Origin of the sequence: Streptococcus sp. HMSC078H12 (assembly GCF_001814615.1) — a bacterium.
In the GTDB taxonomy this organism is placed as follows: domain Bacteria; phylum Bacillota; class Bacilli; order Lactobacillales; family Streptococcaceae; genus Streptococcus; species Streptococcus salivarius_F.
In genome coordinates this window covers 79,756-93,833 of the sequence record NZ_KV817316.1, presented here as the reverse complement: position 1 = coordinate 93,833, position 14,078 = coordinate 79,756, and the positions used below count along the sequence as shown (strand labels likewise).

Sequence of the window (14,078 nt, the reverse complement as noted above, 5' to 3'; positions counted from 1 at the left end):
ATTTTTATCGGACACTCCTCTTCCTAAACAGCAAAATAGAGAAAGATAACAGCAAAATCCCCCATAAAAATTGAATTGCAATACCTATTGTATAAGGGATATAAGATTGATTCTCAATCATAAAAAATGAATTCATAGTGGAGATAATCGGGAAGTAGAGAAAAGCATCGCTGAATTGCAAAAGCATTTGACCTAACCCCAACAAGAAAGACAAGGACATTCCCATTGGAACAACTATACTCCTTGTTATAAGAACTAAACTAAAACATATTAATATTAAACCAATTGATACCAATATTATTCTTAATGCTAAGGTATAAATATGTAAGGGAATTAATAGACCATAAAAAGTATATACTACGCAAATAGTACAGAAAGCAACCAGACTCCAAACTAATATAGATATTGATAATATTACTATTAATTTTATAAAAAAGAATTTCCACCGTGTTGGGTTAGCTAATAAACTGCTTCTTAAAGTTGAACCGTTAAATTCTTGACCTATAAATAGTATTGTAATAATAATAATCCCAGCTTGTCCGAGATAGAAGCTTTCTAAGATTTGCGTTAAAACATAATCCTCGGTTATATAACTTGGAGTTTCATGTAAAAAAATAACAAATAAAGGTACTAAAATTATAGTTGCTAGGACAGTCAATAATAACCATTTATTATAAATAAACTTTAAATACTCACTTCTAAAAGAATTCATCTGACATTACCTACATCTTCTTTCAAAAATTTGTAATATGCAAAGCTACTAATTACTAATACCCAAGTACTCAAAAATAAAACACTGCGTCCTGGTGTTGTGATTTTTAAAGGAGATGTTGCAATTAAATCTTGCCCTAAAGATACTGGTAAATACTTAGCAAGCTGAATTCTGTCAGCAAGAAAACTACCTAAATTATAGACTTGTGGTAATAAGAATAATAATGATCCAAGTGAGGATTTAAAATAAAAAGCCATTGAATAGGATAACACCGTTAGTAGCGACCACGATAATGATCCTAACAATATAAAGTACCAAACATTATTACTCAGTATCAGAGGGCTCAATCCTTCTCTTTCTAAACCAAACTGTGCACTTGCAATAGATAAATAGATTGAAACAAATGACACAACAAAAATAAATACACTTGTGACAAAAAATTTTATTATAAAGAATACTGACTTATTTGAACATAATAACAAGCTGGTACGTAAAGAACTATTTTTATATTCCATACTTCCAAGAATTGCTCCTAAAATAATCATAGCAAACAAGCCAAATAGTATAGCTTCAAAACCAATATACTCAATTGGAGGTATTGGTTCTACTAAGCTACTATTTGTTTCAGGGGTTGCATTCAATCCAACTGCTAAAATTTGTTTAGAACTGATATAAGACAATAACGGCTGAAAAATAAAAACAATTGGTAAAACTATTTTGGTTGATCTACTATAAAAAATTTTATATAGCTCTGATAAAGTATTATGGCTTTTTATACTACTCATCATAGTCACCTCCTGTTAAATGAAAGAAAACATCTTCTAGATTATCAAATCCGTTCAATATATTATGAAGTGTACCCAAAGCTATGATACTTCCTTTGTCAATAAAAACAACCTTATCAGTTACCGCTTCTACTTCTGAAAGTATATGTGAAGATAACAATACTGTCTTACCAGTGCTTGCTTGTTCCCTAATAAAATTTCTAAACCATCTAATTCCACTAGGATCTAGACCATTTGTAGGTTCATCTAAAATCAGGTACTGGGGGTTTCCCAACAGCGCTGTTGCAATACCTAATCTCTGACCCTCTCCTAAGGAAAGGTTGCCTATTTTTGAATTTCTTTTATGTTCAATATCAGTAATGGATAACACCTCTGTTATTCTGGAAAAATCTATTCCATTACTAGCAGCAGCAATTTTCAAATGTTGAAAAACTGTTCGATCACTAGGAGCCCCCACACCATCAAAAGAAGCTCCTACAGTTAAAAGAGGACGTTCAATATCACAATATTTCTTACCTCCTATTAAAGCAGTTCCTGAAGATGCCCTATCCAGACCCAAAAGTATTCGTAGTGTCGAACTTTTTCCAGCACCATTCGGTCCCAAAAAGGCAGTGACTTCCCCCTCTTCAGCTGTAAAGGATACGTTCTTTAATATATCTCCTTCTTTAAGAGTTTTTGTAACATCTCTTATTTCAATCTTATTTGTCATAATACGATACTCCTATGCTAAAAATTGTTCTTTTAAATTCTATAATATGAATTTCGGAAAAATATCAGAAAATAGATTAAGATTGAACAAATTTCAGATTTTTTTCACCTCCACTCTGTGGATTACTTGTTTTCCATAATAATTACTATATTAACTTAATGAATATGTCCGGGTAATAGATTATATTCTAATTAAAAATAAAGCCCTGCCACCAAATATATCTCTGAAGCTACCTGCGACTAATCCTGCAGTACCATTTTTAAAAGTAGAAATTTTTTCTATAACTGGCTTCGTATAACTCATATACTTTCCTTTCTAAGTCAATATTTAATAGTCCAGACTGCTTGACTATTAAAATAGTAACAAAGATTATTCAGATTTTTTCAGAAGATAAATTTATAAACAATTCCTGATAGTAGTGGGATATAAGGGTAGTGTAAAATAAGTTGTGTAAACACAAAAAGGAATAAATCCGTTATAGTAGAGTTGCGAAACATTACTAGAAAGAAATTTATTCCTATAGCTCAGTTTACCAACAGATTTTACTTAACATCCTAACCCCAAAGCAAGATATTGATGAATTTTTCCGTTCTTCTCTTGATACAGCTAAGAATAATCTACTCCAAGCTGATTTATCAGCCTTTTTAGGGTATGAGCCTTACGAAAAAGCAGGCTACAATTCTGGTAATAGTCGCAATGGAACGTATTCACGGAAACTTGAAACCAAATATGGGGACTGTTCAGTTAACCATTCCAAGAGATTGTAATGGGAACTTTAGCCCATCTTTGCTTCCCGCTTATGGACGTCGAGATGTCCCCTTGGAAGAGATGGTTATTAAACCGGTGTAACAACTCGAGAAATTGTTGATATCATCGATCGAATGTATGGTTATCAATATAGTCCTGTCACAATTTCTAATATCTCAAAAGCAACTTAGGAGAATGTTTAGCTTATAGAACTACTTGTGAAGCTCTAGAGGATGAGTTCAAGTAAGTGTTGCACTTATTCTTCCAATTTATCATTACTAAAAACTTCGTCATAAATAAACTATTTAAATTTCTAACTTTTTGGAGTCAGTATACTAGCAACAAAAAGAGTTTTCTTACTCCTTGCTGGAATGGCAAATTCTGTCACATCTGTGTAGCACTTTTCCATTGGTTTTGAAGCTTCAAACTGGCGTTGAATAAGGTTGTCGGCTTTCTTACCTATATCTCCTTTGTGAGAAGAATACTTGCGTTTCTGCCGGATTCTAGCTTGTAAATTGAGTACGTTCATCAATCGCTGAACCCTCTTATGATTGACCAAAAAACCACGATTTCTTAATTCTAAATGTATCCGACGATAACCATAATTTCCCTTGTGTTCAGTAAAAATAGCTTGAATTTCAGTTTTGATAGTTTGATTCTTATCCGTTTGATCTAGCTGCTTCAAGTGGTAATAATAGGTCGAACGAGCAAGCTTAATAATCTTTAGAAGAATCTCTAAAGCAAACTCTGTTACCAATTCTCGAACAATTTCCGTTTTTCTACTTGCTCTTTCTCGTCCCTCAATCGGAGTTCTCTCAACTTTTTTAGAACAGCACTCTCCGCTCTCAGGTATTCATTTTCTGCTTGAAGTCGCTCTAGCGCTGCCATCTCTTCAGGTTTCTTCTTTGGCTTACGTCCCATTTTAGGCGGTCTCCCTCTTGTTTTTTCAACAATAGTATACCCATTTTTCTTGTATTGTGCTATCCAATTATTAAGCAATCCTTGATTTGAGAGGCCATAGTCCAGACAAACACTTTGTTGAGAACAACCTTCAAGCAGAACTTTATCAATCATTTCTCGTTTTAATTTAGGAGAATAGTAACGTTTCTTTCCCTTTCTAACGATGTTTATTCCATAACGATCAATTAATTTAACCATGTACTTTAGACCAGAAACATTCACCCCAAATTGATTTGAAAGTCGTTTAAAGCTTTCTCCTTGCTTTCTCAGTTCATATATTTGAACTTTATCCTCATAAGTCAATTTCATAATAAAAACACCCCACAAAGTTAGATTTTATCTGTCTAACTTTTGGGGTGCAGTTCATAAATAGCAATCTTTTTCGTACTAGTTACGATAATAAGGGACACCTTCAGCAGTTTGGTCCTGACCAATAACAAGGTAATCAGAGCCGTTACTACCTCCAGAAATCGCTCTCAATGCAGCTGAGCTTGTATCTGAGAAAACTCCTGCATAGAAAATATTATCTGAAACTCTTTGAGGCTTCAATTGAGCAGTATAACCTGTTGAGTTTTTAATAATTGTACCATCAGCATTAATTGTAACTGATTCACCATTCGCGTTAGTCCAAGTTCCCACAAGAGAGCTAATATCACCATTGTCAAGGGCACCAAAGTCAAGCGATGATTGACCGTTATTTGTGTTCTTCTCAGATGTAACATTATCTGTTCCAGCTGTTGCTTCAGCCACTTTACTACCTTGCGTAGCGCCTGCTTGAGCTTGTTCTTGAGAAGAAGCCTTAGGTGCTACTGCTGAGGCCTGATTGTCATTTTCTTCATTTGAAACTTCTGAAGATGATGATTGAGCTGATTTCTTATCCTTCTTAACAGCTTTACTTGAGCTTGAAGATGATTTCTTGACCGTCTTGGCTGGGCTACTACTTGTGCTAACACGCGCTGATTCATGGCTGTTAAATTTAGTCACCAAAAAGATAGCGAGGATAACTACGATAAGGGCTAATACTAAACCAATAAGTTTGCTTGTATTTTTCATGAGTGGTGTTCCTTTTCTGATAATTTACTCGGTAATTATAATACAAAAACAGCTAAATTTTTCATTGAAGTCATAAAAGATCGTTTTTTCGTCATAATCAGAAAATAACATTTTAAAACAAAAATACTATATACATCAAACTGCCATGTTTTTTGGAACAAGCATCTTAGCAACAATCTCTTTTTGTTTAGCTTTTGAAACCAAGCATGACTCTCCGTTTTCAAAATAAATAATACCTAACTCTTTGTCCAATCTCACAATGTTTTCGGGATTTACAACAAATGATTTATGGCATTTATATAGTCTGCAATCTTGTTTCACAATTTTTGACAATTGACCATAGAACTCAATTTGCTCTTCTGTTGTATGAAGAATCACCTTATGAACTGTTGGAGATGTTTCAAAATAGAGTATCTTATGAAAAGGAACTTGTATAGTTGCATTCTTTGTATCTATAGTAAAAGCACACTCTATTTGGCTCAGACCATTTTTAGAAAGTGCTAATCCAATATCAGAAATAATCCTATCTTCATATTCAATATCAGGCAAATTCTTGTCAATAAAATCAAGTGCAGCTAAGCGATACTGAAAGGTTGATGGTAGGAGTTCGGGATGTGCTGTGATGAAAACAATACTAGCATAAGGATCTCGCTCACGTATCTGTTGAGCAACCAATATTCCCCCTTCGATATCACTATCAGTTGCAATATCTAGAAAAAACAGTAAGTGCGAACCCCTTTCCGTAATACACTCTAATAATTGATTGGGTTTATCGTATAAATCGACCTTCCCAATTCTTAAAATATATATTTGTTTAGACTTATGGATAGCATCCTCAAGACGAACTTGTTGAAAATAATCTTCTTCTAAAACAAAAATATCTAACATAATTGAACACCTCTAATTACAACATCCTTATTCTATAACTTAAGATGCTAGTTACTCATAGAACGAATCCCATACTTTCACCTTGATTTTACAACTTTCGCTAATTTACAGCAAATGTTTCTAAAACATATTGAACAATATATTGATTCAACTCTTGAAACCAAAAAACACCACCCTCAAAAGAGAGTGATGTTAAAACTCTTAAGAAATATCTACATAGCGTCTTGCACCGCTATAGGTTACATAAGACAACCATGTGTGTCCATCAGCTGTAAGGACCTTGTCATATCGAACGGACATGCCTTTATCATAGTAGGCTAACTCTGGACTTGCAACACTTGGTTGAGCCTTGATAGAGCTAGGTTTGGTAAAGGTATAAGTACCAGTCGCAGCTAGGCTTGGACTTGCTGGTTGAGCAACTGCTGTTGCCTTACCATCAATGGCAATGTAACGACGGTTTCCTCCATGGCTAACATAAGAGAGCCATGTATGACCATCTGCAGTCACCAATCTGTCATAGTTAACAGACATACCAGCATCATAGTAGGCCAACTCTGGACTAGCTACACTTGGTTCTGCTTTAATGCTAGAGCGTTCTTTGAAAGTATAGGTACCAGATGATGGTGTGCTTGGTTGAACAGGTTGTTCTACAGGTTTAGTCACACTCGTTGGTGCGATAGCCACATAGAAACGATGTCCTGAATAGCTGAGGTAAGAAAGCCATGTATAGCCGTCATTATTGACAACCTTGTCATAGTTGACTGACATGCCTGAATCATAGTAGCTAACATCTGGGTTGGCTACCAAAGGTTGAGTCTTGATGCCAGTTCGAGCGGTAAAGGTATATGAACCTGAAGCTGGAAGATTGTGGCGAGTTGCATTTTGAACTGGAACAGTTGTACTAGTGCCTCCGATACCTACCATTTTACCATCTTGGACATAGTAGAGATGGACAATGTATTCACCTGCTTCAGCCTTATGGTCACTAACATTGATACGAACCTTGTAGCTACCATCACTTTGTCTGCTAGCTTGGTGCCATACAAGGTCGTCTTGGCCGTCTTTAGCTGTCCAAACTGGAACACTTACGCCTTGAATAGCCTTGTCACCACCAGAAACATTAGTGATATGAACGTCAAAACCGAGGTTAGAGAGGTTTTCAATATTGATAGTACCGCTTGGTTTGCTTTCTTGTTGAGCAAGTTTTGCCACAGCTACATAACGGCGGTTGCCATTGTAGCTGAGGTAAGAAAGCCATTCATAACCATCACCACTGACAATCTTGTCGTAGTTGACTGACATACCAGCATCGTAGTAGGCTAACTCTGGGCTTGCTACACGAGGTTCTGCCTTAATGCTAGAGCGTTCTTTGAAAGTATAAGTTCCTGAGTCAGGAAGGCTATAGCTAGTAGTTGTATGAGTTTCTTCAACCTTAGCAGGAACTGTGTAAGTTGTGCCCCCCACACCAACTAATTTACCATTAGTTTCAACATAGTAAAGATGAACATTGTAGAGACCACGTTCATTCTTATGGTCAGTTAGACTGACGTTAACCTTGTAGTTACCATTGTTAAGACGAGTTGCATTGTACCAAATGATATCATCTTGGCCATTCTTTTCAGACCAGATTGGAACAGATACCCCGAGGACACCGTTTTGGTCTGAAACATTACTGATGACTACACTAAAGTCACCATTGTCATGGCTTTCAATAGCGATATCGCCTCTTGGTTTAGCTACAGCCTCTGCAGCAGCACCTAGGTCGACGTAACGACGAGTACCGTTATATGACACATAAGAAATCCAACGATGGTTGTCCGCAAGCAAAGATCTATCGTAGTTAACTGACATACCAGGATCAAAATTAAACTCAGTCTTGGCAGTCAAGCTAGGTTGATTCTTCACATCTGCAGGTTTAGTGAAGTAATAAGTACCACGTTCAGGGATGACTTCATCTCTAGTTGCTTCAGTGGTGCTATTAGTGTTTTCAGCCTTCAATGCTGCGATATCAGCGTAGTAGCGTTCATAGTCATAACCAATATAAGAAATCCATTGATGATTGTCTCTCTTCAAGACCTTATCATAGATAACATGGTCGCCCGCACTAAAGACAAAGGTAGGTTTGATATCCATGATAGGCGCTGTACGAATTTCAGTTGTACGACGGAAATAGAAAGTACCGTTTGATGGAATATCAAGAGAACCATCAGCAGTCACAGGACCATCCACACCAGGTTGAGGAGTATCTACAGCTTCACGGTCAGTAACTCTAGTTTCTGCTACTTCTGAAGTTGCTGAACGGTTAGTCTCACTTGCTGCTTCAGAGCTAGCTACTGATGACACTTCAGAACGTGGAGTAGCCACTTCTGATCTAGAAACAGAAGCGACAGCAGATGCAGAATGAGCAACCTCTGCCGGTACTTCCAAAGAAGCAGCCACGCTAGCTACTACACTACTAGCTTCAGAAGAAGCAACTTCACTGCTGGCAAGCTTAGGTCTTGGCGCTTCAGATCTTGAAGCTGGTTGATTGAGGACATCGGTAACAGCTTCTGAAGTTGCCTGGTCGATTTGAAGTGGTTCAGAATTATTTACAAAAACTTCATAGTCCTTGTTGGAATTTACGCTATTGGCTTGTTCCTGAGCCAAAGCATGTCCACCAAGCATCAAGCTCGCACCAATTAAGACTGATGCAGCTCCAAAAGAATATTTACGTATTGAGTAACGTTGGCGTTCCTTAAAAACATATGCCTTCCTCATTTTGATCACTCTCACTTTCTAGGCTGTTTGATAAAACTTGGAACCGTTTTCACACCTACAGTATACTTCTTTTAAAAATATTTTACAAGTATTTCATTAATATTACTAAACTTTATTTTGTAGAAAATTGATAGCTAATTCTTTCAGATAACTATAATTAAGAAAAGCCCAAAGGGCTACCTGAGGGCTTTTGCTACATCTAATTCCTTGACACATTAAGCAAATCTGAATAGATTAATTAATTCATTCTGGGTTGATTTGACTATAGGTATCAATCTGGTCTAACTATGATTCATCATAGATGTATTCTTCTAAATGTTCAGTCACTGTAATCTCATCGCAGGAGCTAACATTTTGAAAGTCCTTAATGTAAACAATTTTATACTGATTTGGTAGAAGTAATGGAAAGGCAATTGGCTTCCCATTCTTACACACGCGAAACATCTGAAGGCTATCTGTTACGTTACTAATAAAGACAAACGGAAACAAATGGGGACTGGGAGAATCCAAATAGTGATAGGTCCCCTTTAAGGTACCACTAGCACTTCTCACTTCTCCATGTTCTTTTTGAGACATTTTTAAAGCGTGCTCCTTCTACTACTTGTAATTTCCTTTTCTTAAGTACCGAGGGACAATACCATTAATCTAATTTATTGTAAACATGCATCCGACCATATATCGCATCAGAACCGAAACGAATCTGTCCATTACTATCAAAGAAAATTGGGTCACTGGTTGGCCCATCATTATGAGCAAATCCTGCTACATAACCGCCATCTTGAGCAAAACCATTAAAGAGCTGACTACTTGTATCACTATAACCACTTTCAGCACCAACACGGGTTACACTACCGGATGGGGATACTGTAATTGTGTCCCCTAGGTCATTTTGATAGGTACCAGCAACACTAGAGAAATCACCATTAGCCATTGCCGTAGCATCAACTACTGTGGTAGCTGGTGTTTGTTCCGATGAAGCAGATGGTTGTTCTGTAGGAGTTCCTTGATTTACTCCAGCTGTTTCTTCACTAGGATTTGTTGGGGCAACTTCTTGTTGAGCAGATCCAGCAACATTTCCGGCTGATGGTTGTGAATCCTTTTCTCCAGAGGTCGCTTTTGATACTTCTTCTGAACTAGAAGATTTTGTCTTTTTCTCAGACTTCTTCGCTTTTTCTTTTGAGGATGGTTTTGTCGATTTCACTTTCTGACTAACCTTACTAGAGCTCGATGTTAATGTGGCTTCCTTCTTGTTATTACCACATGCACCAAGTAATAGAACGGAAGTTAAAGCGAGTGCGGTTAAAGTTGTGAAACGTTTTGTAGCAGGTTTCATAATAATTCTCCTTAATACTCTATTTTAGACTGTGTCATTTTCAAAAATCTCGATGAAATAAGTTATATTCTTTAGTTCTTCTTATGAATATAATATACTGCATATTAGAAAAAAAGAACAGGACACGTATGTCCTGCTCTATTCTTTCATAACATCTCTCATTTTCTCTGATATGATGTCAGCTAAAGTGGTATCTCCTAATAATCTAGCCAAGATTATCCCTTCTTGATAAGCCTTTTTAGCCTCAAAAATATCATTCTTTACAACATATAGATACTGTCCCTCTAGCATTCTCAAAATTGGTTTTTTCTGATAATCTTGAGTTTCCTCCATAATGCGATGCAGTTGATTGAATGCTACTTCCGATAAATGAAACTTTTTTCGTTCATATTCAACTATTGGAACCACTAATAAGGCATCCCTAAGTAAAAATAAATACTCCGTGGGAATATTATCATAACTATTTATTAGATTTCTACAAATAGTATAAAAAGTCCCTTCACTAAACCCATCTGACCTCATACTATCACCATCTCCTAACGAGATTTGATATAGTTCTATAAGTAGTAGATCATTGATAGTGTATACCCTTTTCTCACATAATGATGGTAAACTCTTCTCCAATATGCTCATGCCAAATTTTTGATGTGTCTTTGAAGTATAAGAGTAAAGTTTTGACTGTAAGATATCAACAACCCTCTGTTCATCAGCTGGCAAATCATCATAATAGCTATCAATAATTTTACCCAGCTTTTCGTCTAGTTTCATTAGATTATTTGGCTTATCTAAACTAGTCGCATGCATCAATTGATATTTGAGATTGAGGTATTCTACCGGCAACTTTGAGCCTACAGCTCTCTCTCCAAGCAATTCCGATAAAGATATATTCAGACGTCTTGCCAAGTGCTCTAAGGTTTCTAGTTTAGGTTGAGACTTCCCTGTTTCTATACGTGTCAATTGCCGTACTGATAAAACCTCATCCCCTTCACAAAATTTTTCTTTAGTGAGTCCTTGTGCTAATCTCAACTCTCTTAACCGATGACCAAAGTCATGTCCAAACATTGCTAGCTCCCTATTACTTGAAACTATTATAATTTTTATGATTTGTAATAGTATACCACCCAGTATTCACTATTTCAATCGTGAAATGAAAACAATCATTACTTTCACCACCACTTACAAAGAAAAAGATAGGATTTTCATCCTACCTTTTCAAGTTTCTTTTATTGTATCACATCTTAAAGCTGTTCTGCTACTGCTGAAAGAAGATCTTGGATACCATTGGCATCGCTACCACCGGCCATGGCCATATCTGGTTTACCACCACCACGACCTGATACGATTGGTGCGAGAACCTTGATGACATTACCTGCGTGAACATCTTTAGACTTGCTTGCTACAAGGACATTAACTTTTTCGCCAATGTGAGCTGCAAGGACAAGTACGTCAGAGTAGTCTGCTTGTTTCCATTGGTCAGCAAAGGTACGAAGAGCACCTGCGTCAGAAACTTCTACTTGGCTAGCGATGTAACGAACACCGTTAGCTTCTTTAACGTCTTTGAAGACATCACCAGCTGCTGCAGCTGCTGCTTTTTCTTTAAGAGCAGCATTTTCTTTTTGAAGGGCATGCAACTGCTCTTGAAGGCTAGCAACCTTGTTAGGTACTTCTTTCAATTGTGGTGCCTTAAGTGTTGCTGCGATTGCTTTGAGGGCATCTTCTTCTTCACGGTAAGCAAGGTAAGCTTCACGTGATGTCACTGCCAAGATACGACGTGTTCCTGAACCGATACCTTCTTCTTTGACAATCTTGAACATACCGATTTCTGCAGTGTTGGCAACGTGTGTACCACCACAAAGCTCAACAGAGTAGTCGCCGATTGAAACGACACGAACATTCTTACCATATTTTTCACCAAAGAGGGCCATAGCTCCCATTGATTTAGCAGTATCAATGTCTGTTTCAATAGTTGTTACTGGAGTAGCTTTCCAGATTTCTTCGTTGACTTGTTCTTCGATAGCACGCAATTCTTCTGGAGTAACAGCCTCAAAGTGAGTAAAGTCGAAACGCAAGAATTCTTGTTCGTTAAGAGAACCAGCTTGGACAGCGTGATCACCAACGATATTATGAAGAGCTGCATGCAAGAGGTGAGTCGCTGTGTGGTTCTTCATAACACGGTGACGACGTGTGTGGTCAATTTCAAGTTTGTAGTTAGCACCTACAACAAGTTCGCCTTCAACTTCAACAGTGTGAAGGGCTTGGCCATTTGGTGCACGTTGAACATCAACCACACGCGCAACGACTGTACCAGCTGCATCTGAGATCGTACCGTGGTCTGCTACTTGTCCACCCATTTCAGCGTAGAATGGTGTTTGTTCAAAGACAAGGAGTGCTTGACCAGAGTTAACACTATCATGACGGGCATCATCAGCAACGATAACGCTCAAACGGCTTTCAGCTGTTTCAGCTTCATACAAGAACTCAGATGGTTCAGTGATGTTGGCGAGGGTTTCATTTTGCATACCCATAGAACCACCTTTAACCACGCTAGCACGCGCACGTTCTTGTTGTTCTTTCATAGCAGCTTTGAAACCTTCATGGTCAATCTTGAAGCCTTCATCTTCAGCCAACTCTTCTGTCAATTCCACTGGGAATCCATAAGTATCGTAAAGTTTAAAGATGTCTTTACCTTCAAGCGTATCTTTACCAGATTTCTTAAGGTTAGCAAGAAGCTCGTCAAGCATGCTTGAACCTGCATCGATGGTACGTGCAAAGGTTTCTTCTTCACGTTTAACGATTTTTTCGATAAAGTCTTTCTTCTCAAGAACTTCTGGGTAATAGCTTTCCATGATTTGACCAACAGTTGGAACAAGTTTGTACAAGAAAGCATCAGAAATGCCGAGACGACGGCCGTGCATTACGGCACGACGGAGAAGACGACGAAGGACATAACCGCGACCTTCATTACCTGGAAGGGCACCATCACCAATGGCAAATGCCAATGAACGGATGTGGTCAGCGATAACCTTGAAGCTCATTGTGTCACCATCTGGATCATAAGTTTTACCAGACATTTTTTCGATTTCACGAATGATAGGCATGAAGAGGTCTGTTTCAAAGTTTGTTTTAGCCCCTTGCATTACGGCTACAAGACGTTCAAGACCTGCGCCCGTATCAATGTTTTTATTAGGAAGTTCTTTGTATTCTGAACGTGGAACAGCTGGATCTGCATTGAATTGTGACAAAACGATGTTCCAAATTTCAATGTAACGGTCGTTTTCAATATCTTCTTCAAGCAAACGGATACCAATATTGTCAGGGTCAAAGTCTTCGCCACGGTCAAAGAAGATTTCAGTATCTGGTCCTGAAGGTCCAGCACCGATTTCCCAGAAGTTATCTTCAATTGGAATCAAATGACTAGGTTCAACACCACAAGAAATCCAACGGTTGTATGAATCTTTATCATCTGGATAGTAAGTCATGTAAAGTTTGTCTTTTGGAAAATCAAACCACTCTGGGCTTGTCAAAAGCTCATAACCCCATTCGATGGCTTCATCACGGAAGTAGTCACCAACCGAGAAGTTACCAAGCATTTCAAACATTGTGTGGTGACGAGCTGTCTTACCAACGTTTTCGATATCGTTGGTACGGATAGCCTTTTGTGAGTTGGTAATACGTGGATTTTCAGGAATCACAGAGCCATCAAAGTATTTTTTCAAAGTGGCAACCCCTGAGTTAATCCAAAGAAGGGTTGGATCGTTAACTGGAACCAAGTTAGCTGATGGTTCAACAGCGTGACCTTTTGATTTCCAGAAATCAAGCCACATTTGACGAATTTGTGCTGAAGTAAGTTGTTTCATTGTTTCTCCTTAATTAATTGTTTTTTATTTTGAGCTATTCTCGAGCATTTCCACATAGTCGATAGCGACACACAGGGAAATGGCCAAATCGGCGTATGAATTTTCATAAACAGTAACAGTATAGGTCGATGTCAGATGGAAGAGTTCCTTTTGAATCCTAGCAACTACCTGATTTTGACTATTAAGCAGTTGAAAATCCAAATCCCAAATATTACCCTCTATTCGCAAGCCAAGATTATCGACATCATACTTATCACGAAGAAAGGTTAATTTTTTT

11 protein-coding genes and 2 pseudogenes are annotated in these 14,078 nt (G+C 37.6%); 1 reads left to right on the top strand and 12 read right to left on the bottom strand.

All coding sequences use genetic code 11. From position 1 onward, the window contains the following. Positions 1-4: 4 nt before the first annotated feature. The 4 genes from HMPREF2979_RS01850 to HMPREF2979_RS10205 form a co-directional block, all read right to left on the bottom strand. A complete protein-coding gene (locus tag HMPREF2979_RS01850) occupies positions 5-712 on the bottom strand; it encodes a hypothetical protein (RefSeq protein WP_070654837.1) in 708 nt (235 codons plus the stop codon). Beyond that, positions 709-1,500 carry a hypothetical protein gene (locus HMPREF2979_RS01845; protein WP_070654835.1) on the bottom strand — a complete coding sequence of 264 codons (792 nt, stop codon included), beginning with the start codon at positions 1,498-1,500 and terminating at the stop codon, positions 709-711. Before HMPREF2979_RS01845 ends, HMPREF2979_RS01850 begins: the two co-directional genes overlap by 4 nt. Beyond that, entirely contained in the window at positions 1,490-2,206 is a 717-nt protein-coding gene (locus HMPREF2979_RS01840; protein ID WP_070654833.1) for an ABC transporter ATP-binding protein, read from the bottom strand. The genes HMPREF2979_RS01845 and HMPREF2979_RS01840 overlap by 11 nt, the downstream gene beginning before the upstream one ends. A 180-nt stretch (positions 2,207-2,386) precedes the next feature. Then, positions 2,387-2,509, bottom strand: a complete 123-nt coding sequence (locus tag HMPREF2979_RS10205) for a putative RiPP precursor (protein WP_148132219.1) — start codon at positions 2,507-2,509, stop codon at positions 2,387-2,389. Positions 2,510-2,692: 183 nt separating this feature from the next. Between HMPREF2979_RS10205 and HMPREF2979_RS10010 the strand changes: the two are divergent. After that, positions 2,693-3,141 (top strand): annotated as a pseudogene (locus HMPREF2979_RS10010) (transposase); the annotation flags it as partial. 140 nt (positions 3,142-3,281) lie between these two features. Here HMPREF2979_RS10010 and HMPREF2979_RS10005 read toward each other — a convergent pair. From HMPREF2979_RS10005 to HMPREF2979_RS10000, 8 genes and pseudogenes are all read right to left on the bottom strand, one after another. Further along, positions 3,282-4,222 (bottom strand): annotated as a pseudogene (locus HMPREF2979_RS10005) (IS3 family transposase); the annotation flags it as partial. Between the two features lie 78 nt (positions 4,223-4,300). Further along, positions 4,301-4,966 carry a DUF6287 domain-containing protein gene (locus tag HMPREF2979_RS01825; RefSeq protein ID WP_070654829.1) on the bottom strand — a complete coding sequence of 222 codons (666 nt, stop codon included), beginning with the start codon at positions 4,964-4,966 and terminating at the stop codon, positions 4,301-4,303. 135 nt (positions 4,967-5,101) lie between these two features. Continuing rightward, a complete protein-coding gene (locus HMPREF2979_RS01820; protein ID WP_070654827.1) occupies positions 5,102-5,854 on the bottom strand; it encodes a response regulator transcription factor in 753 nt (250 codons plus the stop codon). A gap of 201 nt (positions 5,855-6,055) precedes the next feature. Further along, the gene (locus HMPREF2979_RS01815; protein ID WP_070654825.1) at positions 6,056-8,611 is read right to left on the bottom strand and encodes an SH3 domain-containing protein; all 2,556 of its coding nucleotides are present in this window, start codon (positions 8,609-8,611) and stop codon (positions 6,056-6,058) included. Between the two features lie 640 nt (positions 8,612-9,251). Continuing rightward, positions 9,252-9,944, bottom strand: coding sequence for a DUF6287 domain-containing protein (locus HMPREF2979_RS01805; protein ID WP_070654823.1), 693 nt, complete (start codon positions 9,942-9,944; stop codon positions 9,252-9,254). A 138-nt stretch (positions 9,945-10,082) separates the two neighbouring features. Continuing rightward, positions 10,083-11,006, bottom strand: a complete 924-nt coding sequence (locus HMPREF2979_RS01800; protein WP_070654821.1) for a helix-turn-helix domain-containing protein — start codon at positions 11,004-11,006, stop codon at positions 10,083-10,085. Positions 11,007-11,182: 176 nt separating this feature from the next. Beyond that, positions 11,183-13,801 (bottom strand): alanine--tRNA ligase, encoded by a 2,619-nt coding sequence (gene alaS / locus HMPREF2979_RS01795; protein ID WP_070654819.1) that lies wholly within the window; start codon positions 13,799-13,801, stop codon positions 11,183-11,185. A gap of 24 nt (positions 13,802-13,825) precedes the next feature. Further along, positions 13,826-14,078 (bottom strand): LURP-one-related/scramblase family protein (locus HMPREF2979_RS10000; RefSeq protein ID WP_398584212.1); only part of this gene is annotated, 253 nt, incomplete at its 5' end.

Coding starts and splice junctions, on each gene's coding strand:
- HMPREF2979_RS01825 (WP_070654829.1), bottom strand. CDS start 4,966: ATGAAAAATACAAGCAAACTTATTGGTTTAGTATTAGCCCTTATCGTA.
- HMPREF2979_RS01845 (WP_070654835.1), bottom strand. CDS start 1,500: ATGATGAGTAGTATAAAAAGCCATAATACTTTATCAGAGCTATATAAA.
- HMPREF2979_RS01840 (WP_070654833.1), bottom strand. CDS start 2,206: ATGACAAATAAGATTGAAATAAGAGATGTTACAAAAACTCTTAAAGAA.
- HMPREF2979_RS01820 (WP_070654827.1), bottom strand. CDS start 5,854: ATGTTAGATATTTTTGTTTTAGAAGAAGATTATTTTCAACAAGTTCGT.
- HMPREF2979_RS01805 (WP_070654823.1), bottom strand. CDS start 9,944: ATGAAACCTGCTACAAAACGTTTCACAACTTTAACCGCACTCGCTTTA.
- HMPREF2979_RS01815 (WP_070654825.1), bottom strand. CDS start 8,611: ATGAGGAAGGCATATGTTTTTAAGGAACGCCAACGTTACTCAATACGT.
- HMPREF2979_RS01800 (WP_070654821.1), bottom strand. CDS start 11,006: ATGTTTGGACATGACTTTGGTCATCGGTTAAGAGAGTTGAGATTAGCA.
- HMPREF2979_RS01850 (WP_070654837.1), bottom strand. CDS start 712: ATGAATTCTTTTAGAAGTGAGTATTTAAAGTTTATTTATAATAAATGG.
- HMPREF2979_RS10205 (WP_148132219.1), bottom strand. CDS start 2,509: ATGAGTTATACGAAGCCAGTTATAGAAAAAATTTCTACTTTTAAAAAT.
- alaS (WP_070654819.1), bottom strand. CDS start 13,801: ATGAAACAACTTACTTCAGCACAAATTCGTCAAATGTGGCTTGATTTC.